This is a genomic window from Streptomyces sp. NBC_01537 (assembly GCF_045040445.1).
Classification (GTDB): Bacteria; Actinomycetota; Actinomycetes; order Streptomycetales; family Streptomycetaceae; genus Actinacidiphila.
Genome location: NZ_CP109392.1, coordinates 1,106,579 through 1,127,012, shown reverse-complemented (window position 1 = coordinate 1,127,012; position 20,434 = coordinate 1,106,579). Strand labels below are relative to the sequence as shown.

Genomic DNA, 20,434 nt, shown 5'->3' with positions numbered 1-20,434 from the left:
TGGCATGACGGAAACCCATGGCATCGACGAGGCCCAGGACGCCCTGCTCCGGCTGGTGGCCGACACCAAAGGCGGCATCCTGGTCACCATCAAGCGCGACGGCCGCCCCCAGCTGTCCAATGTGATCCACCACTACGACCCCAAGGAGCGCCTCCTGCGCGTCTCCCTCACCGACGACCGGGCCAAGACCCGCAACCTGCGCCGCGACCCCCGCGCCAGCTACCACGTCACCAGTCCCGACCGCTGGGCCTGGACCGTCGCCGAGGGCACCGCCGAACTGACCCCCGTCGCCGCCGACCGCGACGACGCCACCGTCGAGGAGCTCATCGACCTCTACCGCGCCCTGCAGGGCGAGCACCCCGACTGGGGCGACTACCGCCGAGCCATGGTCGAGGACCGCCGCCTCGTCCTCAAGCTGCACGTCGAGTACGCCTACGGACAGCCCGCCCGCTGAAAACCGGATGCGGCGCCTCCCGTGCGCGCGCCAGCATGAGCCATGGCCTGGAATCTGACGGACGACGTCGAGACCTTCGAAGCGGCCGCGGGCGGTTTCCTGCGCTCGCGGCCCGCCGAGCACACCGTGCTGCTCACGGTCACCGCGACGCTGAGAGAGAGCGGAACAACGGCGTTCGGGGACGAGCCGCCGCACTTCGGCTGGTGGACCGGCGCCGGGGGAGCCGTCGGGGGCGCCTTCGTGCGGACGCCGCCGCGTCCGCTGCTGCTCAGCCCGCTCTCCGCCGACGCGGCCGCCTCCCTGGCCGGGCTGTGGGACACGGCGGAGCCGCCGCCCGGGGTGACCGCCGACCTCGCCACGGCGTGGGCCTTCGCCGACGCATGGCGCGACCGTACCGGCGCCACGGTGTCCGTGCACCGGAACATCCGGCTGTACCGGCTCGGGGCGCTCCGGCAGCCCGATCCGATGCCGGCCGGCCGGGTCCGCACCGGTACCGCCACCGACCGCGAGCTGCTGGTCCGCTGGTTCCACGCTTTCTCCGTGGACCTGGGCGGCAGGGAGTTCGTCAACGCGGACCGCCAGGTCGTGGACCGGATCGGCTACGGCGGCCTCAGCCTCTGGGAGGTGGACGGCACGCCCGTCTCCCTGGCGGGCATCTCGCGCACCGTGGCCGGCACCGCCCGCGTGTCACCGGTCTACACCCCCGCTGACCTGCGCGGCCGTGGCTATGCGGGCGCCGCGACGGCGGCCGTCAGCCGGGCCGCCCTCGATGCGGGCGCGGAGGAGGTCGTGCTGTTCACCGACCTCGCCAATCCCACCAGCAACGCGCTGTACCGGCGGATCGGGTATGAGCCGGTCGTCGACCGGGTCGCCCTCGACTTCGACCTGTGACGACAAAGGGGCGCGGAACTGGAATGCCCGTTGTAGGAGTTGTCGCTGTACATACTGGTTCTGCCGGAGCCCCCACGGCTCGCGGCGCGATCGTGACCGCCGACTACCGGGAGGTGCCGTGACCGGCTCCAGTCCGAAGCGTTCCCCGCTCGCCGCTCTCATCCCCGCCTTCGGCGACAACCCCTCCGGGGACAGGATGGAGCGGATCCGGCGGTCGCCGAACTTCGCCGACGGGGTGTTCACCAACCCCGTCGCCGCACGGATGGCACCCTCCGGCTCGATGCTGAAGTTCGCGCGGAACTACTTCCGCAAGGAGGAGAAGATCCGCCGCGCCCCGGCCGGGGAGATTCCCCTGTACGGGGCGCAGGCCACCCTGGGCCGGCTGGCGGCCCCACCGGAGTCCGGGCTGCGGCTCACCTGGATGGGGCACTCGAGTGTCCTTGCCGAGATCGACGGCCGGCGGGTGCTGTTCGACCCGGTGTGGGGCGAGCGCTGTTCTCCCTTCTCCTTTGTCGGGCCCCAGCGACTGCACCCGGTGCCGGTGCCGCTGGCGGAGCTGGGGACGGTCGACGCGATCGTCATCTCCCACGACCATTACGACCACCTCGACATGCCCTCGATCAAGGCCCTGGCCGGCACCGGCACCCGGTTCGTCGTGCCGCTGGGCGTCGGCGCCCACCTGGAGCGGTGGGGGATCCCCGAGGACCGGATGACCGAGCTCGACTGGCACGAGTCCACGCAGGTCGCCGGGCTCACGCTCACCGCCACGCCCGCCCGCCACTTCTGCGGGCGGGCGATCCGCAACACGCAGCACACCCTGTGGGCGTCCTGGGTGGTGGCCGGGCCGGACCACCGGATCTACCACAGCGGCGACACCGGGTACTTCCCGGGCTTCGCCGAGATCGGCGGCACGTACGGGCCCTTCGACGCGACGATGATCCAGATCGGGGCGTACAGCGAGTTCTGGCCCGACATCCACATGACGCCCGAAGAGGGCGTGCGCACCCACGTCGACCTCCAGAGCGGCGACGGGCCCGCCGGGATCATGCTCCCCATCCACTGGGGCACCTTCAACCTCGCGCCGCACCCGTGGGAGGCCCCCGCCGAGGGCACCGTCGCCGCCGCCCGCCAGTACCGCGTCCAGGCCGCCGTCCCCCGCCCCGGCGAGCCCTTCGAGCCGGCCACCGGGCTGCCGCTGGACCCCTGGTGGCGGGCGGTCGCCACCGACCCCGACCGGGCCTGGCCCGCCATCACCGACGAACCGGAGTCCGCCGCCGACTCCGCCGAGTCCGCAGAGCCGGACAGCGCCCGGGCGTAACTCCCGGCCGCCCCGGACCGCCCCCGTCCGTGCGCGTTTCGCGCCGGGCGGGGGCGGTCCGGCGGTTGCAGTATGAGCGCATGCGCATGACGGACGACCCCGCCGCCGCCCTGCCCGAGCCGCTGTCCTACCGCGCCAAGCGCCTCCTGCTCGGCCGGCCCCTGACGACGGAACGCATCAGCGGGCAGAAGCTGGACAACCGGACCGCGCTCGGGGTGCTGGCCTCGGACTGCATCAGCTCGTCCGCGTACGGCAGCGAGGAGATGCTCCGGGTCCTGGTGCCGGTGATCGGGGCGGCGGCCTTCACGCTGCTGATGCCGGTGACCGGGGCGATCCTGCTGGTCCTGGTGCTGCTGACGCTCTGCTACAGCGATGTCGTGATGATCTACACGCGGGCGGGCGGCAGCTATGTCGTAGCGCGCGAGAACTTCGGCCCGGACATTGCCCAGATCGCCGCCGTCGCCCTGCTCGTCGACTACACCGTCACCGTGGCCGTCCAGGTGTCCGCCGGCACCAACGCGCTGATCTCGCTCGCGCACCTGCTCGGCGACGAGTTCACCGGGCTCGACCACATGCAACTGCCGGTCAGCGCAGGCGTGGTGATCCTCCTGGCGTACGGGAATCTGCGCGGCGTGCGCGAGGCCGGCCGGCTGTTCGCGGCGCCCGCCTACCTGTTCATGGCGGCCGTCGCGCTGATGATGGCCGTCGGTCTGGGCCGCTGGGCCGCGGGTGATCTGCCGCACGCCGACATCCACGCCGCGGGCGCGGTCCCGCTGGGGGACGCGGGCCAGGGCTGGCTGTACGGCGCCTCCGTCTTCATCGTGCTGCGCGCCTTCGCCAACGGCGGCTCCTCGCTCACCGGGCTGGAGGCGATCTCCAACGGCATCTCCGTCTTCCACGAACCCCAGGGCCGCAACGCCCGCCGCACGCTGATCGTGATGAGCTGCGTCCTGGGCTTCCTGGTCCTCGGCGTCTCCCTGCTCGCCCACCTCACCCACGCCATCCCCTACGCCGACGGCACCCCGACCGTCATCGCACAGGAGGCCAGGCTGGCCTTCGGCAGCGGCACGGCGGGCGACGCGGGCCTGATCCTCGTCCAGCTCGCGACCGCCCTGATCCTCTACACCGGAGCCAACACCCCCTTCACCGGCTTCCCCTTCCTGGCCAGCTTCGTCGCCGAGGACCGCTTCCTGCCCCGCGCGCTCACCCGGCGCGGCCACCGGCTGGCCTTCTCCAACGGCATCATCGCCCTGTCCGTCGTGGCGCTGGCCCTCCTGCTGGTCACCGAAGCCAATGTGGACCGGCTGGTCGCGCTGTACGCGATCGGCGTCTTCACCGCCTTCACCATGGCCGGCGCCGGGCTGACGGCCCACCACTGGCGGCGCCGCGAGCCCGGCCGCGGCTGGAAGCTCGCCGTGAACGCCTCCGCCGCCGTCGTCTCGGCAGCCGTCGTCCTGATCTTCGCCGTCACCAAGTTCACCGAGGGCGCCTGGCTGGTCGTCGTGGTCTTCCCCCTCGGCGTCTGGGCCCTGATGCGCATCAACCGCGAATACCGGCACGAAGCCGCCGCCCTCCAGGCCCTGCCGCCCGCCGAGGGGGAGCGCGACGCCCCGCGCTGGCGGCGGCACATCGTCCTCGTCCTCGTCGACACCTTCGACCTGGCCGCCCTGGAGGCCCTCCGGTACGCCCACGAGCTGCGGCCCGACGAGGTGCGAGCGGTCCACATCGTCGTCGACGAACCCCGCGCCCGGCGGCTGCGCGAGCGGTGGGAGGCCTCCGCGGCCATCTCCGTCCGGCTGGAGCTCGTCGACTGCCCGGACCGCCGCCTGGAGCGGGCCGCGGCCGAACTCGCCGTCAGGACCGCCGACGCCGACACCGCCGTGACCTTTCTGCTGCCCCGGCGCACCTACCCCACGGTGCTTGGCCGGCTGCTGCACCGGGGGACCGGCGAGTCCCTCACCAAAGCGCTCGACGAGCTGCCGAACGTCGCGGTGACGATCCTTCCCTACGTCGTCGGGGCGCCCCGCTGAAGTATCAAGGCCCGGGCTGCGGACCGGGGTCCTCGTGCCGGGCGAGCAGCTGCTCGATGCGGTCGAAGCGCTCGTGCAGGGCGGCGTGGCCGCGCCGCTTGTGCTCCCGGCCGACGAACCAGGTCGCGATGGCGGCGGTGACCATGCCGTACGTGGTGATGCCGACGACCATCACGACGGTGGCGATGGCCCGGCCCCACCACGTCACCGGGTAGAAGTCGCCGTAACCGACGGTCGTCGCGGTCTCCGCCGACCACCACAGGGCTTTCGGGTAGGTCGTGATGCTCGCGCCCCGCACGCCGTGCTCGGCGGCGACCACGGCCCAGGAGCCGGCGAGCATGGTGACGACCAGGACGGCGGTCGCGCCGCCCGCCGCCTTGAGATGGAGCGAGCGGCCTTCCCGGCCGAGGAGAACCGCGACCGCCTTGCCGAGGAATCCGGGCAGCATGAGCGGATCATGGCACAGGCCGTCACCCGGATCTGGCAGCCCGGGCCAGCCAGAGCGTCGTGCCGAGGCTCGCCGCCGAGAGCGCGAGGAGCATCAGTGGCACCGCGGTGACCGTGGACCACTCGATGCCCTTGCCGAGCGCGGGCGGCGCGGCGACGCCGCCGATCATCGACGCGGCGATGACCCAGGCACCGGCCCGCCGGGCCCCGGGGACGGCCCGGGTGAGCCAGGGCAGGCCGGTGGGGAAGATCGGGGCGATGAAGAGGCCGACGCCGGCGTAGGCGTAGGGGGCCAGGGAGGAGACCGTGGCGAGCGCGAGGCAGCCGGTCATCCCGGCGCAGCAGACCACGAGGATCCGCGGGGCGGGCCAGCGCAGGGCGATCGGCACGATCAGGAAGCGGCCGACGGTCATCATCAGCCAGTACACGGAGGTCGCGGAAGCCGCCAGCGTCGCCGAGCGGCCGAGGGACTCCAGGTGGGTGGGCTCCCAGCCGCCGACGCCCGCCTCGACGCCCACGTGCAGGACGTAGAGGAGGATGAAGCCGAGCAGGACGGGCGTCAGCAGCCGCTTTCCGCCGGTGTCCCCGGGGGCGGGATGCGAGACCGCGTTGGTGCGGACGCCCCGCGTGGCGAGCGCCAGACCCGCCGCGAGCAGGGCGAGACCTGCGAAGGCGTACGGATAGCGGTCGCTGCCCAGGACCGCGAGCAGGGCGGGGCCGAGGACGGCCCCGATGCCGAAGTGGGCGTTGAGGATGTTGAGCATGGCGGTGCTGCGGCCGCCGAAGCCAACCGCGAACAGCTGGTTGAGGCCGTAGTCGATGCCTCCGAAGCCGAGCCCGGTGAGCAGCGCGGCGGCCAGGGCCGTCGGCCAGTTCGGGGCGACGGCGAAGGCGGCGCTGCCGGCGGCCATCAGCGCGTACGAGGCGGTGAGCAGTGCGCGGTTGCTGATCCTGCCGTGGATGGCGTTGAAGGCCAGGACCCCCGCGACGCCGCCGACGAAGTGGGCGCTGAGCCCGAGGCCGGCGGCGGACGGGGACAGGCCGTAGTCGGAGCGCAGGGCCGGGATCGCGGGGCCGTAGAGGGCCTGCAGGGCGCCTATGAGGACGAAGCCGACGCAGGACGCGGCCACGGCCGGCCGGGAGAAGACCCGGCCGGCCGTGGTGGCGGGCGTCTGCGTGGTGGCCGTCAACGGCCGTCCAGGGTGGAGAAGGTGAAGCCGAAGGACGCCTCGGCGGCGGCCAGCCGGTACTGCGGAAGGGAGCCGGGACCGCAGGACTGGCTGCCGATGCCGTGCTGGCCGTGGTCGAGGTTGACCCAGACGACCTCGCCGGGGGTGAGGTCGGGGGTGTGATCCGCGGCGTCGAGCTGCTCGGTGGTCCAGCGGCGGGCGGTGAACCAGAAGGCGGGGGAGCCTTCGCCCTGCCGGACCGCGATGCCGGTGCCGTCCGCGCGGCGCAGCCGCACCCAGCGGACGTCGGCCCGGGCGCCGTTCTCCTGGGGGCGGACGTACGGCGTCTGGAGGGCGTCCACCGTGGAGGCGTGCAGTCCGATCCGGGAGGCGGCCCGGGTGTCCGGGTACGCCTCGCCGGGACCGCCGCCGTACCACTCGGCGCTGCCCAGGGTGCCGCACACCCCGAGCCGTACGCCGAGCCGGGGGAGCGGCACCTTCCAGTCGCCCTCGGGGGTGACCTCGACGGCGAGGTGGAGCCGGCCGCCGTCCGCCGCGTCCGCGGTCCAGCGGTAGACGGTGCGCAGGCCGAGGTCGGAGGCGGCGGGGGCGACGCGGGTGGTGACGGTCAGCGCGTCCTCGGTGAGGACCACCGAGGCGATGCGGTGCCGCATGCGGTGCAGGCCGAGGGTGCGCCAGGCGAGGGCGTCACGGGTTTCCGGGACGGACAGGGCGGCCTCGTCGTTGTCGGTCGGCGCCCGCCAGACGTCGAGCCGGGGGCCGGCGACCTGGAAGCCTTCCAGGTACTTCAGCTCGCCGGTCGCGGCGTCGAAGGTGCCGGGGCCGAGCACCACGACCCCGCCCTCCCCGGCGCGGGGGGCGAGCAGCGCGGGCCCGGAATCGTGGACGGCGGCCGGGGCGGTGGCCGCCGGCCACTGGCCCCAGGAGACCTCGTGCCCGGCCTCGGCCCATGGCGTGTCCTCCCGCAGCACGGCCCGCACCTGCCAGAAGGCCTCGCCGTCCTGCCCGGCCGCATCCGGCACCGGCAGCTTCAGCTCGGCCGACTCCCCGGCCGCGAGCGGCGGCACGGCGAGGGCGTCCTGGGCGACGGCGTGGCCGTCGACCTCGTAGACCCAGGTGAAGGCGAGATGCGAGAGGTCGGTGAAGTCGTGGCTGTTGGTGATCCGGACGGTGCCGCTGCCGGGTTCGCCCTCGATGCGGACCGGTTCGACGACCTTCTTGTACTCGATCAGTCCGGGCGAGACGGTCCGGTCCGGGAAGACCAGCCCGTCGCACACGAAGTTGCCGTCGTGCAGTTCCTCGCCGAAGTCGCCGCCGTACGCGAAGTACGGGGTGCCGTCGGCGGTGCGCCGGGCGATCCCGTGGTCGATCCACTCCCAGACGAAGCCGCCCTGCAGGCGCTGGTAGGTCTCGAACAGCCGCTGGTACTCGCCGAGCCCGCCGGGGCCGTTGCCCATGGCGTGGGCGTACTCGCACAGGATGAACGGCAGCGAGCGGCGCTTGGCGTCCAGCTCGGGGTCGCCCCAGGGCAGCTCCTCACGCCTGCCGATGAGCTCGACCTCGGCGTGGTCGGCGTACATCCGCGAGTACAGGTCGGTGTCGGCGCAGGACAGGTCGCCCTCGTAGTGGATGGGGCGGCTCGGGTCGCGCTCGCGGATCCAGTTCGCCATGGCGGACAGACCCCGGCCGGTGCCGCACTCGTTGCCGAGCGACCAGATGACGATGGAGGGGTGGTTCTTGTCCCGCTCGACCATGCGGGCGGCGCGGTCGAGCAGGGCGGGTGTCCAGCGGTCGTCGTCGGCCGGGTTGCCCTTCCAGCCCTCGAACTCGACGAAGCCGTGGGTCTCCAGGTCGCACTCGTCGACGACCCACAGCCCCAGCTCGTCGCAGAGCGAGAGAAAGGCCGGATGCGGCGGGTAGTGGCTGGTGCGGACCGCGTTGATGTTGTGCCGCTTCATCAGCAGCAGGTCGGTGCGCATCGTGTCCAGGTCGACGGCCCGGCCGTGCTCCGGGTGGAACTCGTGCCGGTTGACGCCCCGGAAGAGGATCCGCCGGCCGTTGACCTTGAGCACGCCGTCCTCGATCAGGACCGTGCGGAAGCCGATCCGCAGCGGGATCCGCTCGCCCTCGGTGGCCAGCTCGGCGTCGTACAGCCGCGGCGTCTCGGCGGTCCACGGCTCCACGGGCAGCGTCAGCGACTCGCCCGTGGCGATGTCGACTCCCAGCTCGGGGACGGTGACCCGGCCGCCGGGCTCGGCGTCGACCCGCAGGGTGCCCTCACCTGTGCGGTGATCGAAACCGGTGTGCACGAAATAGTCCGCTACGGAACCATCCGGCCGGTGGAGGAGCGTGACATCCCGGAAGATGCCCGGCAGCCACCACTGGTCCTGGTCCTCCAGGTAGCTGCCCGACGACCACTGGTGCACCCGCACCGCCAGCACATTGCCCTCCGGCCGCAGCAGCGCGCCCACCGGGTACTCGGCGGGCAGCCGGCTGCCCTTGAAGACCCCCAGCTCCTCGCCGTTGAGCCAGATCTTCGCGCAGGACTCGATGCCCTCGAAGCGCAGCAGCACCGACGCGGGGGCACCGCCGGCCTGCCACCCCTCCGGCAGCGCGAAGGTGATCCGGTGGTCGCCCGTCGGGTTCTCGGTGGGCACGTACGGCGGCTCGACCGGGAACGGGTAGAGGTGGTTGGTGTACGCCGGGGCGCCATGCCCGTGCAGCGCCCAGTGCGCGGGCACCGGCAGCCGGTCCCAGCGGGAGTCGTCGAACTCCGGGCGGGCGAACGACTCGTCCTGCGCGGTCGCGGTCGGCGAGAGCCGGAAGTGCCACGAGCCGTTCAGACTCAGCCGGGCCGCGTCCGACCCCGCATACCAGGCACGCGGCGGCAGGGCGCCGGTGCCGGGTGCGGGGTCGAGGTAGTACGGCAGGTCGGTGCTCAATACAGCTCCCGGAGTGATGTCGTCATGAATCGGATGAATGCAGGATGTCAGCCCTTGATTCCGGTCTGCGCGACGCCCTGCACCAGCCAGCGCTGCAGGAAGAGGAAGACCAGGACGAGGGGCAGGATCGACACGGCGGTCGCCGCGAACAGCTCGTGGATGTTGATGGTCTGCGCCGTGATGAAGGTCGACAGGGCGACCTGGACCGTCCACGCCTGCTGGTCCTGGCCGATCACCAGTGGCCACAGGAAGGCGTTCCACCCGCTGATGAAGGTGATGACGGAGATCGCCGCGAAGAAGTTCAGCGAGTTCGGCACCACGATCCGCCAGTACGAGCCCCAGTAGCTCAGCCCGTCCACCCGCGCCGCCTCCTCCAGCTCCTTGGGGAAGCCCAGGAAGTACTGCCGGAACAGGAACGCGGTGAAGCCGCTGAACAGCCCCGGAATGATCAGGCCGCGCATCGTGGACACCCAGCCGAGCGAGGACACCAGCACGAAGCTCGGTACGAAGGTCACCGCCGAGGGCACCATCAGCGTGGCCAGGACCACGTAGAAGACCTTGTTGGCGTGCTTGTACGGGATCCGGGCCAGGCCGTAGCCGGCCAGCGAGCACACCAGCAGGGTGCCCAGCGTCATCAGCACGGCGATGACGAACGAGTTCCAGAGCGAGTGCAGGAAGGGCACGCTCGGGTCGTCGAAGAGCTCCTTGAAGTTGCCCCATTGCATGGCGGAGGGCCACCAGCGCCACTCCGGGGCCATGACGTCCTGCTCGGTGGACAGGGCGTTGCGGGCGATCAGGTAGAACGGCACCAGGAACAGCACGGTGGCGACCGCCAGCGCGCTGTACAGCCCTGTGTTGCCCAGTAGTTGACGCGGTGTGCGGGAGGCCTTCGCCATCACTCGTCACCCTTTCCGAAGCCGAGCAGCTTGCCCTGGAGCAGCGTCACGGCGCAGATCAGCAGGGCGAGGAGCAGCGCGCCCGCGCTGCCGTGGCCGTAGTCCTGGTTCCCGCCCAGGGCGATCTTGTAAAGGTAGATCAGCGGTGTGCGGCCCCAGGAGGTCTTGCCCGCGTCCAGCAGGTTGTAGAACTCGTCGAAGGCCTGGTAGGCGGCGATCAGCAGCAGCAGGATCACCGCGACGGAGGTGGCGCGCAGCTGCGGCAGCGTGATGTAGCGGAAGGTCTGCCAGCCGGACTTGGCGCCGTCGATCGAGGCCGCCTCGTACAGCTCCTTGGGGATGTTCTGGAGCGCGGCCAGGAAGAGGATCATGTAGAAACCGCACTGCAGCCACAGCCGTACGGTGACGATGACCAGCCAGTACCAGGGCGGGTCGGGGGAGGCCAGCCAGGCGATCGGGTCGATGCCGAACCAGCCGATCACCGTGTTGACCAGGCCGAAGCTCAGACCCTGGAAGATCGACATCTTCCAGATCAGTGAAGCCGCGACATAGCTGACCGCCGTCGGCAGGAAGAACACCGAGCGGAAGAAGGCACGCATGAAGCGGATCCGGTGCACCAGCAGCGCCAGGCCCAGCGAGGCTGCCCAGGTGACCGGCACAGCGAAGAACGCGAAGATCGTGAAGACGAGCAGGGAGTGGACGAAGTCGCCGTCCTTGAGCATGTCGGCGTAGTTCTCCAGGCCGACGAACTTCGTGGGCGTGACCGTGCCGTGGGCCTTGTGCAGGCTCAGCCACAGGCTCCAGCCGATCGGCACGTAGACGAACACGAACAGGCCGGCGAGGAACGGGCCTACGAACAGCCAGAAGTTGAGTGAGCGTCCCCGGACGCCGCGCCGGTGCTGGGCGGGGGCCGCCTCAGCGGCGGCGCGGCGGGGCACGCTGTGCGTGGTGGTTGCCATGGGGTAGCGGGCCTATCCGAAGAGCTGCTTGAGCTCGCGGTTGACCTTCACGTCGCACTTGTCGAGCGACGCCTCGGGGTCCTTGTTGCCGCGTACGGAGTCGGCGATGACATCCTCGAGCGCGGTTTCCATCGGGGGCGTCCACACCGGGTTGTCGAAGTGGCCGTAGTCGTTGAAGAGCTTGACGCCCTCGGCGGCCAGCCCGGTCTTCAGCTTGGTCGCGGTGGCGGCCAGGCTGGTGCGCGGCGGGATGTGGAAGCCGTAGCTGGTGGCCCAGTCCTCCTGGTACTTCTTCTGGTCGATCCACAGCCACTTCACGAACGCCTTGGCCGCGTCAACGTCCTTGGCCTTGGCGGAGACGAAGGTGGACCAGCCGCCGTTGTAGACGGCCGGCTTGCCGCCGTCGCCGACCTTCGGGAAGGGGATGATGCCGATGTCGTCGGGGAAGGCCGCGAGGATCGTCGGCATGGCCCACATGCCGCACCACTGCATCGCGCACAGGCCGTTGACGAGCGAGGACGGGTCCCAGGCCTCGGTCGGCGCGCCGAGGAGCAGGTGGCCGCTGGTGTAGAGCTTGCGCAGCGTCTTCAGGCCCGCGACGACCTCGTCGGTGTGGTAGACCGGCTTGTTGTTCGCGTCCAGCAGGTCGCCGCCGGTGGCCCAGACCAGGGGCCGGATCGCGTTGGTCATGTCGTTGCCGAGGTACAGGCCCTTCATCTTGCCCTTGGTGAGCTTGGCGGCGGCTTCCACCAACTCGTCCAGGGTGGTGGGCGCCGAGACGCCGGCGGCGTCGAGCAGCGACTTGCGGTACCAGAGGAACTGCGGGTCGTCGATCATCCGGATGCCGTAGACCTTGCCGTCCACGGTGTGCGAGGCGATGTCCTTCGGATTGAAGTCGCTCTTGACGTCCGCGATGATGTCGTCGAGCGGCACGACCTGCTTCGACTGCACCATCTGAAGGTTGGGGTGGTACTCGAAGACATCGGGACCGCTGGAGGACAGCAGGCCCGAGGCGAGCTTGGAGTCGTAGTCGCCGGCTATCCACTGCACCTTGACGTCGGCCTTGGTGTAGGCCTTCGCGTACTTCAGTGCGGCCTGCTGGGTGCCCTTCTCGCCGTACTGGTGGTACCACTGGCTGATCGCCTTGCCGTCGCCGCCGGAGCTGCGCCCGTTGTTGCTGCCGCAGGCCGCGAGGCCACCGAGGGCCGCCATTCCGGCCGCCGCGCGCAGGACCCCGCGCCGGTCCCAATCCCTGCTCATTGCCGACATGTTGACTTCCTTGTCTCGTCGTCATGGCTGTGTGGTGCAGCGGGACGCTATTCATAGAAAAGTACTTCGTCAAGGTCTTAGACGAAGGTCAAGGGAAGGGATGCCGCTGTGTCATCGAACTGTTATCCCGCGAACGCGCCGCCCGTTCGGGCACCCGAACGGGCGGCGCCGCAGCTCACGTTGACGCTGACCTGGTCCAGGCCTGATTTGTGCCGCCGCCGCAGGTCCACAGGATCACCGGTGTCCCGTCGGCGGTGCCCCAGCCGCTCACGTCAAGGCACTTGCCCGTCTCCTCGTTGACGATCTGGCCGTTGGCGTTGGTCTGCCATCGCTGGGCCGCTGTGTCCGCCCCGGTGCCGCTTGCGCATGCCGCCGTCGTGGCCCGCGCCCCGTTGGCCGTGCTCGCCGTCGCCAGGCAGGCGCCGTCGCCGTCGGTGAGGCGTCCGGAGGCGTCGTACGTCCAGGTCTGGGAAGCCGTGCCTGCGCATGCCGTGATCGTGCCGTCGGCCGTGAGGCACTTGGCCGAGTTGGTGTTGACCAGGGCGCCGGTCAGTGCGGCCGGCGGGGCGCTGTGCTTGTGCTGCCGGAAGACGTAGGTGGTGACGGAGCGCGGCGCGAGCGTCGCGGAGACCGTGGAGCCGCTCACGGAGGCCGGGGTCACCTTGGCCCAGTCCTCGGTCGCCGAGGTGCGCACGGCGCGGGTGGCGCTGATGTCGGCCTTGCTGTTGAAGCGCAGGCTGAGCGGGGTCTCGGCGGCGTTGTGGTTGTTCACGACCAGGGTCCAGGTGCCCTTGTGGTCGTATGCCGTGACCTCGACGCCGCTCGGTGCGCCGGTGACGTTGTGGAGGACGGCCCCGGGACGGACGAACTTGCTGTACTGGCCGAGGGCGTAGTAGCGCTTGGTCATGTACAGCGTCTGGTTGCCGTTCGCCGCGTAGTCCGGGTCGTAGTAGACCAGCCCGTCGTTCCAGCCCTCGTCATTGCGGGTGTACGGGTCGCTGCCGTAGCCGCTGGCGAGGGCGACCCACCACTGGAAGGCGGAGTCGTGGGCGGTCGCGAAGTCCTTGTAGACGATCCGCGACATCAGCAGCGCGTTGTCGATCGTCGGGTCGTACTCCTGGTTCCAGCCCGTGCTGCCCTTGCCGAAGCAGCAGATCTCGGTGGCCCAGGGCTGCTTGCCGTAGGCCTTCGAGGTCTCCAGGATCTGCGCGAGCGAGCCGTCGCCGGGGTTGTTGTACGTGTGGTGCGCGAGCCTGCTGACGTACTGCGCGGTGCCGTCCTGGCCCAGCCACTGCGGGATCTGGGTGTTGAAGCCGGTCGTGGAGCTGGACTCGTCGGCGATGATGCCGGTCTTAGCGCCGCGCGAGGCGAGCTCGGCGCCGAGCGCGCGCACGATGTCGTCGCGCTGGCTCACATCGACGAGCATGCCCTCCTGCCCGCAGGAGTCGAAGCTGTTGGTCGGCTCGTTGAAGGGGCTGATGTAGTCGAACTTCACGCCCTGCTTCCTGAAGTGGCCGGCCACGTCGGCGATGTACGTCGCGTACGCGCCCTCGTCGCCGGAGATCAGACTGCCGCCGCAGGACTGGCCGTTGGTCTTGAGCTGCGACGGCGCGCTGTTGACGAAGCCGATCAGGTCCTCGACGCCGTAGCGGGCCGCGTACGCGGCGAACTCGCGTCCGCCGGGGTCCTTGGTCCAGTCGTAGGTGCCGTCGTCGTTGAGGAAGTCCTGGGCCGCGCGGGCCGGGGTGGTCACGGCGGTGCCACCGCCGCCGATGTTGTAGCGGTAGGAGCTGAGGTCCAGGCCGTGGCTGCCGAAGAGCAGTTCGGCGACCTTCGCCTTCTGCTTCGGTGCGAAGCCGGCCAGGTCATTGACCCACCAGGCGCCCGAGGCGCCGATGTTGTCGATGGTCTGCGCCGCGTGCGGGGAGACCTGGGCGGCTGCCGGGTCGTCCGCCGCGTGGGCGGGGGCGGTGGGGGCGGTTAACGAGAGCGCGGCGGCCGCGCTCGCGATCAGGGTGCGTAACGCTCTTGTGCGGGTCCGGACTGCCATGTGCCACCTTTGTCGTCAGGAAGGTGTGCTGCGGGTCCTTGCTGCTGTGACTGCCACGGTGCTGCCGCGGCGTACCGGTTTCTGGGACTTCTGTCCCACCGACGCGAGCGAACCTTCGAGGGCGAAGGTCGCCGCGCCGAGACTCACGGGATTGGACGCGATCGGGCACAGCACGATCTCCGTGCTCTCCAGCGGGCGCCGCAGCGCGTGCCGCGCGACCGCCTCGCGGACCTCGTCCAGCAGCGGCTGGCCGAGCCTGCGGGCCACCCAGCTGCTCAGCACGATCACCTCGGGGTTGAGGAGGTTCACCAGATCGGCCACGGCGGCGCCCAGATAGCGCGCGGTGTCGCGGACCACCTTCACCGCGACCGGGTCGCCGGCCGTGACGCCGCGCGCCAGCGCGTCGATCGTCGCGGTCTGGTCGTCGGGGTGCAGCAGCGGGCTCTCCGGGGCGAGTTCGCGCAGGTTCTGCATGATGCCGGGCGCGCCGACGTATGTCTCGACGCAGCCGTGGTTGCCGCAGTGGCACAGCCGACCGTCCAGGACCAGGGTGGTGTGACCCCATTCCCCGGCGCTGTTGGTGACCCCCCGGTGCAGCGCGCCGCCCAGCGCGATGCCCGCGCCGACGCCCGTACCGAGATTGACCACCACGACGTCGTCGCAGCCGCGCGCCGCGCCGAACCACAGCTCGGCGACCGTGCACGCGCGCAGCGGGTTGTCCAGGTACAGCGGATACGGGATGTGCTCGGCCAGCAGGCTCAGCAACGGCACGTCGTGCCAGTCCCAGTTCGGCGCGAAGACCGAGACCCCGCCCTCACGGTCCACCATGCCCGGCATGCTCACCCCGACGCCCAGCACACGGTCGGCGGGGATGCCGGCCTCGCCGACCACGGAGGAGACGGCGGAGACGATGTGTGCCAGGACCTGGGACGGCTCCCGCTCGCCGGGTCGCAGCTCCTCCTCGGCGCGGGCGAGCACGGCCAGCGAGAGGTCGTACAGCTCGACATGGATGTACGTCTCGGCGACATCGACACCGATCAGTGCCCCGCCCTCGGCGTTGACCGCCACCAGGCCGCGCGGGCGGCCGCCGTCGGAGTCCTCGTAGCCGACCTCGATCAGCAGGCCCAGCTCCAGCAGCTCACCGACCAGGTTGGCCACGGTCGCCAGGCTCAGCCCGGTCGCGGCGGCCAGCTCCTGGCGCGATACGGGGGACTCGGCGACGATGTGCCGCAGTACGCCGTATCGATTGGCTGTACGAATGTCCCGCGACGTCCGCTTCATGGCCGACAGGCTATTGCTTCGAGAAGGGGTTGAACAACCCCTTAGGAAAAGCACTATGGAAAGTCTCCCGAGGACCCCTACGGGGAGCCCGAGCGGGAGTCCGAGGCCCAGGCGATACGCAGGGCGAGCGCCGCCACGTCCACGGTCCGTGTCGTGTCCACGTGATGCACCGCCCCCAGCCCCAGCGGCTCCGCCACCCCGCTCCAGAACCGCCACTGGTCCTCGTAGAACGGCGACGCCTCCGCGTGCACCGGATGCCTGCTCCCCGCGCGCTCGCTGAATCTGCGTTGCGCCGTCTCCAGCGGCACCTCGCACCACACCTCGTGCACCTCCTCCGCTCCCGCCCGCGACAACCCCGCCGCCACCACCGCCCGCATGTGCGCCAGCCACGGGCTCTCCAGCACCGCTCCCACCGGCGCGTCGGCCAGCAGCGTCCACAGGCTCTCCGCGGCCGCCACCCCCAGCAGCCGGCTCCACTCCCGCGCCGTACACCCCGCCGGGCGCACCGCGGCCATGGTGTCCGCCAGCGTCTCCTTCACGGCGTCCTTGCTGAACAGCGGCAGTTCCAGTTCATGGGCCAGAGCCTTTGCCAACGTTGTCTTCCCCGCGCCCGGGAGACCGTTGACCAACACAGCTAACATGCCTGCGACCCTAGCCGCCCGTCCGAACGGGGGCGTTGTCAGTGCCGCCGGATAACGTCGAAAACATGGCCGACGCACAAGATGTACGACGCCTCGCTCTCGCGCTGCCCGAGACGGAGGAGAAGCTCGCCTGGGGCATGCCGACCTTCCGCGTGCGCGGGAAGATCTTCGCAGCGCTTGCGGACGACGACGGCTCGGTGGGCGTGAAGTGCCCGGTGGATGAGCGGTCCGAGCTGATCGCGGCCGAGCCGGAGAAGTTCTTCGTACGGCCCGGCCACGATGACAACTTCGCCTGGGTGCGAGTGCGGCTGGCTGCCCTGGAGGACGAGGACGAGCTGCGCGACATCCTCGCCGACTCCTGGCGTCAGGCCGCCCCGAAGCGCCTCGCCCAGGAATAACGGTCAGCAACAGCGGTCAGGACACGATGTCCTTGCGCTGGAAGCCCCGGAAGGCCAGCGCGAAGAAGACGATGGCGAAGGACACCGACACCGAGGTGCCCTTGAGCATGCCCGCCCACTCGACGTGCCCCGGCTGCAGCACATCCGCCCAGGCGTACTGCCAGTGCGTCGGCAGGAAGTCCCGCAGTGATCCCAGGGCCGTGATGGCGTCCAGGATGTTGCAGATGATCACGATGCCGACCGCTCCGCCGACCGCGCCCAGCGGGGCGTCGGTGACGGTGGAGAGCCAGAAGGCGAAGCCGGCGACCGCGAGCTGGCTGACGAAGACATAGAGGGCGATCACCGCCAGCCGCTGGACGGCGGTGCCCGGCGGGAGGGAGCCGGCGGTGGTCAGCGACAGGTCCTTCCAGCCGTACGCGGCCGTGCCCACCGCGAGCGCGACGGCGGGCAGCGACAGCACGGCCGCGGCGCTGAAGGCGAGCGACACCAGCAGTTTGCTCACCAGCAGCCGGGCGCGGGGCACGGGCGCGGCCAGCAGATAGCGCAGCGATGACCAGCTCGCCTCGGAGGCCACCGTGTCGCCGAAGAACAGCGCCACCGGAATGGTGAGGAGGAAGCCGGACGCTACGAACAGCACGGCGAGGGAGAAGTTGAGCCCGGAGGCGGTGGCCACGTCCATGAACGACACAGTGTTGTTCCGGCCGCCGGGGGTGCCGCCGATGGCGAAGGCCGCCCACACCACGACCGGCAGCCCCGCCACGACGGAGAAGGCGATCAGCGTGCGGCGGCGCAGCAGCTGGCGTACCGCCTCGACGCGCAGCGGGAGGGTGCGGCGCGGCCGGTAGCCCTCCGCGGCGCTGTTCGTACTGGCCAGGTCCGTACTGGCGGTGTCCGTACCGGCGGTGCTCATGCCGGGCCTCCGATCAGGGTGAGGAAGGCGTCCTCAAGGCGGCGGTGCGGGCCTACCCGCTCCACCGGCACTTCCAGGCGCAGCAGTTCGGCCAGCAGTTCGTGCACGCTCAAGCCCTCCAGGCGGACCAGCAGACCGGTCTCGGCCGTGTCGGCCGCGGCGACACCGGGCAGCCCGGCCAGCTTGCGGGCGGCCTCCTCCAGGGCGGCGGCGGGCATGCCGGCGGTTCCGACGAACAGGACGTCGCCGCTGCCGCTGATCTCGTCCACCGGTCCGGCGGCGATCAGCTGCCCCTTGTCCATGACCACCAGATGCGTGCAGCTCTGCTCGACCTCGGACAGCATGTGACTGGACACGATCACCGTCCGCCCGGTCGCCGCGTAGCGGGTGACGACCGCCCGCATCTCGCGGATCTGCGGCGGGTCCAGACCGTTGGTCGGCTCGTCGAGGATCAGCAGATCGGGCAGCCCGAGCATGGCCTGTGCGATGGCGAGCCGCTGGCGCATGCCCTGGGAGTACGTACGCACCGCCCGGTCCAGGGCCTCGCCGAGAGCGGCGATCTCCAGCGCCTCGTCCACATGGGCGTCCTCGGCCGGACGGCCGGTGGCCCGCCAGTACAGGTCGAGGTTGGCGCGCCCGGTGAGGTGCGGCAGGAAACCGGCGCCCTCCACGAAGGCGCCGACGCGCGACAGGACCGGCGCGCCCGGCGTGATCTCCTGCCCGAAGATCCGCACGGTGCCGGCGTCGGGCCGGATGAGGCCCATCAGCATGCGCATCGTGGTCGTCTTGCCCGCGCCGTTGGGCCCCAGCAGGCCCAGCACCTGGCCGCGCTCGACGCGGAAGGACAGGTCCCGCACCGCATAGCGGTCGGCGGAGCCGTGATAGCGCTTGGAGAGCCCGGAGATCTCCAACGGCACATCGCCGGGCGCCTGTTCCGCGGACCGCGGGCGCCTGCGGCCGGCGAGCAGCAGCGCGGCGGCCAGGGCGGCCGCGCCCAGCGGCAGCCCCCAGGTCCAGGCCGGCAGGCCCGCCTGCGCGGTGGCCAGCGCGCTGTCCGTCGGCACGGTCAGCGCGGCCCCGCCCTGCGGGAGGGAGACGGTGTACGTGGCCGGGGCGGCCGGGGAGGAGTAGGCGAGGTCGGTCGTCGCCAGGACGAGCCGCAGCCGGTGACCGGCGGCGAACTCGTGGTCCACGGCGGGCAGCGTCACGCTGACCGTGCCGGAGGAGGTGACGCGCAGCGGGGCGACGAGCTGATGGGGGAGCGACGCACTGCCGCCCTGTCCGACGTCGTACACCTTGGCGAAGAGCACGGCGCCCTCGGGCGCGTCGGTCTTCACCGTGATGCGCGTGCGGGCCGAACCCGTCATGCGCAGCGCGGATTCCAGCGGCGCGGAGTCGAAGACGGCCCGCTGCCCGGGGAAGTCGAGGGACAGGCCCTGCCCGAGGCTGCTCAGCTGTGACAGCGCCCCGATCCCGGGCACGGACGAGATGGCGGGCGGCGCACCGCCCGCCGGATTCGACACGGTCTGCGCATCGCCGGTCAGCGCGACCGTACGGCGTCCCGTGCCGCTCAGCCCCGGGTACGCGGCCGCGCTCGCGCCGCGCTGCACCGTCTGCCCGTCCGTGGTGTCGACCCCGCCGGTGCGGGTGACCCGGAAGGCCGGGCCGGTGTCGGTGCCGGTGTCCTTCTTCAGGTAGCGGTCGAACCACGCGACCGTGCGGGACTCGACGCGCGAGGACTCCTGGTCCCCGCCGTCATGCCCGCCGGAGGTCCAGTCCACCGACACCGGCGCGCCGTTGGCGGCCACGGCACGCGCGATGGCGTCCCCCTGGCCGAGCGGGAAGAGCGAGTCGTTCTGCCCCTGCACAACCAGCGTCGGCACCTTGATGCGGGCGGCGACCGATGACGGGCTGGAGCGCTCCAGCAGCTTCACGGTGGTGGCGTCCGCGCGCCCGGAGACGGCGGCCTTGTCGTACATCGCGCACAGCTCGGCGGTGAAGCGGCAGGTGGCGGCGTCGGACGCGGCCGGGGCGGCGGAGCCCGTGCTCGTGCTGCTCGTGCTGCCCGTGGTGAAGAAGATCCCGGCCCACAGCTTCTTGAACACCCCGGACTCGGCCGTCTGCCCGGCCGCGCTCTGCGGGAAGAGCGAGTCAGCCAGATCCCACCAGGTGATCTGCGGCGCTATGGCGTCCACCCGCTTGTCGTACCCGGCGGTGAGCAGTGAGATCGCGCCCCCGTACGACGCGCCAGCCATGCCCACCCGGGGGTCGTCGGGCCCGTCCAGGAGCACGTCGTCGCGCTTGCCGAGCCAGTCGATCAGCCGCCGCACATCGGCGACCTCGCGGTCCGGCGCGTTGAGCCCGATCTGCCCCGTCGAGTCCCCGAAGCCGCGCGCCGACCAGGTCAGCACCGCGTATCCGTCACGCGCGAGCTGCTCGGCCTCGCCGCGCATGTCGTCCTTGCTGCCGCCGAAGCCGTGCGCGAGCAGCACGGCGGGCCGCCGCCCCGAGCCGCCGGCGGTGAAGTACGAGGTGTCGATGCGCACGCGCTTCGCGCTGCCGGTGGTCTCGGGCATCGAGAACACCCGGTCCGAACGGCGCACCGGCGCCGGGCTGTCGGCGGCGGCCAGCGTCACGGCACCGCCCGCCGCCAGGGCGGCGAGCGCGGCGCCCCCCGCCACCAGCCGCCGCCGGTTCTTGTGCCGGGGCCAGAGCCGGGGCAGCCTGGGCAGGGCCAATCGCATGCGGTGATCCTCAG

16 protein-coding genes are annotated in these 20,434 nt (G+C 71.3%); 5 read left to right on the top strand and 11 right to left on the bottom strand.

Features of this window, described 5'->3' with window-relative positions; all coding sequences use genetic code 11:
• Positions 1–4: 4 nt before the first annotated feature.
• The 4 genes from OG607_RS05285 to OG607_RS05270 all read left to right on the top strand — a co-directional run bounded on the left by OG607_RS05285 (position 5) and on the right by OG607_RS05270 (position 4,693).
• The gene (locus tag OG607_RS05285; RefSeq protein ID WP_405719426.1) at positions 5–454 is read left to right on the top strand and encodes a PPOX class F420-dependent oxidoreductase; all 450 of its coding nucleotides are present in this window, start codon (positions 5–7) and stop codon (positions 452–454) included.
• Positions 455–496: 42 nt separating this feature from the next.
• Complete coding sequence (locus tag OG607_RS05280; RefSeq protein ID WP_405719423.1) at positions 497–1,345, top strand: GNAT family N-acetyltransferase; 849 nt, start codon at positions 497–499, stop codon at positions 1,343–1,345.
• Between the two features lie 118 nt (positions 1,346–1,463).
• A complete protein-coding gene (locus OG607_RS05275) occupies positions 1,464–2,663 on the top strand; it encodes an MBL fold metallo-hydrolase (protein ID WP_405719420.1) in 1,200 nt (399 codons plus the stop codon).
• 86 nt (positions 2,664–2,749) lie between these two features.
• Positions 2,750–4,693 (top strand): APC family permease, encoded by a 1,944-nt coding sequence (locus OG607_RS05270; RefSeq protein WP_405736567.1) that lies wholly within the window; start codon positions 2,750–2,752, stop codon positions 4,691–4,693.
• A 4-nt stretch (positions 4,694–4,697) separates the two neighbouring features.
• Here the strand turns inward: OG607_RS05270 and OG607_RS05265 are convergent, their stop codons facing one another.
• From OG607_RS05265 to OG607_RS05225, 9 genes are all read right to left on the bottom strand, one after another.
• Complete coding sequence (locus OG607_RS05265; RefSeq protein ID WP_405719417.1) at positions 4,698–5,141, bottom strand: potassium channel family protein; 444 nt, start codon at positions 5,139–5,141, stop codon at positions 4,698–4,700.
• A 22-nt stretch (positions 5,142–5,163) separates the two neighbouring features.
• On the bottom strand, positions 5,164–6,330 hold the full coding sequence (locus tag OG607_RS05260) for an MFS transporter (protein WP_405719414.1): 1,167 nt from the start codon (positions 6,328–6,330) through the stop codon (positions 5,164–5,166).
• Positions 6,327–9,272 carry a glycoside hydrolase family 2 TIM barrel-domain containing protein gene (locus OG607_RS05255; RefSeq protein ID WP_405719411.1) on the bottom strand — a complete coding sequence of 982 codons (2,946 nt, stop codon included), beginning with the start codon at positions 9,270–9,272 and terminating at the stop codon, positions 6,327–6,329. The genes OG607_RS05260 and OG607_RS05255 overlap by 4 nt, the downstream gene beginning before the upstream one ends.
• A gap of 47 nt (positions 9,273–9,319) precedes the next feature.
• Entirely contained in the window at positions 9,320–10,168 is an 849-nt protein-coding gene (locus tag OG607_RS05250) for a carbohydrate ABC transporter permease (protein WP_405719408.1), read from the bottom strand.
• A complete protein-coding gene (locus tag OG607_RS05245) occupies positions 10,168–11,127 on the bottom strand; it encodes a carbohydrate ABC transporter permease (protein ID WP_405719405.1) in 960 nt (319 codons plus the stop codon). Before OG607_RS05245 ends, OG607_RS05250 begins: the two co-directional genes overlap by 1 nt.
• 12 nt (positions 11,128–11,139) lie before the next feature.
• Complete coding sequence (locus OG607_RS05240) at positions 11,140–12,396, bottom strand: ABC transporter substrate-binding protein (RefSeq protein WP_405719402.1); 1,257 nt, start codon at positions 12,394–12,396, stop codon at positions 11,140–11,142.
• 175 nt (positions 12,397–12,571) lie between these two features.
• Positions 12,572–14,446: a glycoside hydrolase gene (locus OG607_RS05235; RefSeq protein ID WP_405719399.1), complete on the bottom strand. Its 1,875-nt coding sequence runs from the start codon at positions 14,444–14,446 to the stop codon at positions 12,572–12,574.
• 15 nt (positions 14,447–14,461) lie between these two features.
• Complete coding sequence (locus OG607_RS05230; RefSeq protein ID WP_405719396.1) at positions 14,462–15,727, bottom strand: ROK family protein; 1,266 nt, start codon at positions 15,725–15,727, stop codon at positions 14,462–14,464.
• A 77-nt stretch (positions 15,728–15,804) separates the two neighbouring features.
• On the bottom strand, positions 15,805–16,368 hold the full coding sequence (locus tag OG607_RS05225) for an AAA family ATPase (protein ID WP_405719394.1): 564 nt from the start codon (positions 16,366–16,368) through the stop codon (positions 15,805–15,807).
• 65 nt (positions 16,369–16,433) lie between these two features.
• Here OG607_RS05225 and OG607_RS05220 point away from each other — a divergent pair, with 65 nt between their 5' ends.
• Entirely contained in the window at positions 16,434–16,766 is a 333-nt protein-coding gene (locus OG607_RS05220) for an MmcQ/YjbR family DNA-binding protein (RefSeq protein ID WP_405719392.1), read from the top strand.
• Between the two features lie 16 nt (positions 16,767–16,782).
• Here OG607_RS05220 and OG607_RS05215 read toward each other — a convergent pair whose 3' ends face one another.
• Positions 16,783–17,676 (bottom strand): ABC transporter permease, encoded by an 894-nt coding sequence (locus OG607_RS05215; RefSeq protein ID WP_405719389.1) that lies wholly within the window; start codon positions 17,674–17,676, stop codon positions 16,783–16,785.
• Positions 17,673–20,420, bottom strand: a complete 2,748-nt coding sequence (locus OG607_RS05210; protein ID WP_405719387.1) for an alpha/beta fold hydrolase — start codon at positions 20,418–20,420, stop codon at positions 17,673–17,675. Before OG607_RS05210 ends, OG607_RS05215 begins: the two co-directional genes overlap by 4 nt.
• Between the last annotated feature and the right edge of the window lie 14 nt (positions 20,421–20,434).